Annotated in this window: 1 protein-coding gene; it reads right to left on the reverse strand. The window is 47.3% G+C overall.

The features are described 5' to 3' along the window. A partial coding sequence (locus R7F64_RS24035; RefSeq protein ID WP_318072172.1) for an ABC transporter substrate-binding protein occupies positions 1 to 613 on the reverse strand: 613 nt, incomplete at both ends.

Below are 613 nucleotides of genomic sequence, written 5' to 3' on the forward strand. Positions count from 1 at the left end.
CTTTCACACGTTGGTGATCGTTTGGCGCTACTGGGTGAATCATATCGACGCCACCAGAAAGAAGCGCAGCCACACGAGTCGCGTCTTCTTTGATTGGTACTAGCGTTAGCTTATCAACGTTACCTTTCGACGCTTTATCCCAGTAATCTTTGAAGCGTTCAAATTCCACTTTTACGCCTTGTTCACGTGATGTCACGATGAATGGGCCAGTACCGGAAACGTGAGTCGATGCAAATGAGTTACCGTGCTTCACTAGTTCAGACTTGTCTTTGCCGTCTTCTGTCTTACCTGAGTAGAACTTGCTGTCCATAGGGAAGATGTACGTCGCCGTTTGCAGAACAAGTGGGTATGGGCCTTTAGTAACCAAATCGAACGTGTAGTCATCCACTTTTACGATTTTCTCGTACGGGTCGAAGATCGCTTTAAAGTCTGGAGAGCTTTGTAGACGCTCAAATGTCCACACCACATCATCCGCTGTTAGCGAGTTACCAGAGTGGAACTTCACGCCTTCACGCAGTTTGAAGCGTACCGTTGTGTCGTTAACACGTTCCCAGCTTTCTGCTAGACGAGGTTCGAAGTCCATTGTTTGAGTGAAACGAACTAGAGGGTCAAA

It is taken from the genome of Vibrio sp. Vb1980 (assembly GCF_033338615.1).
Taxonomy (GTDB): Bacteria; Pseudomonadota; Gammaproteobacteria; order Enterobacterales; family Vibrionaceae; genus Vibrio; species Vibrio alginolyticus.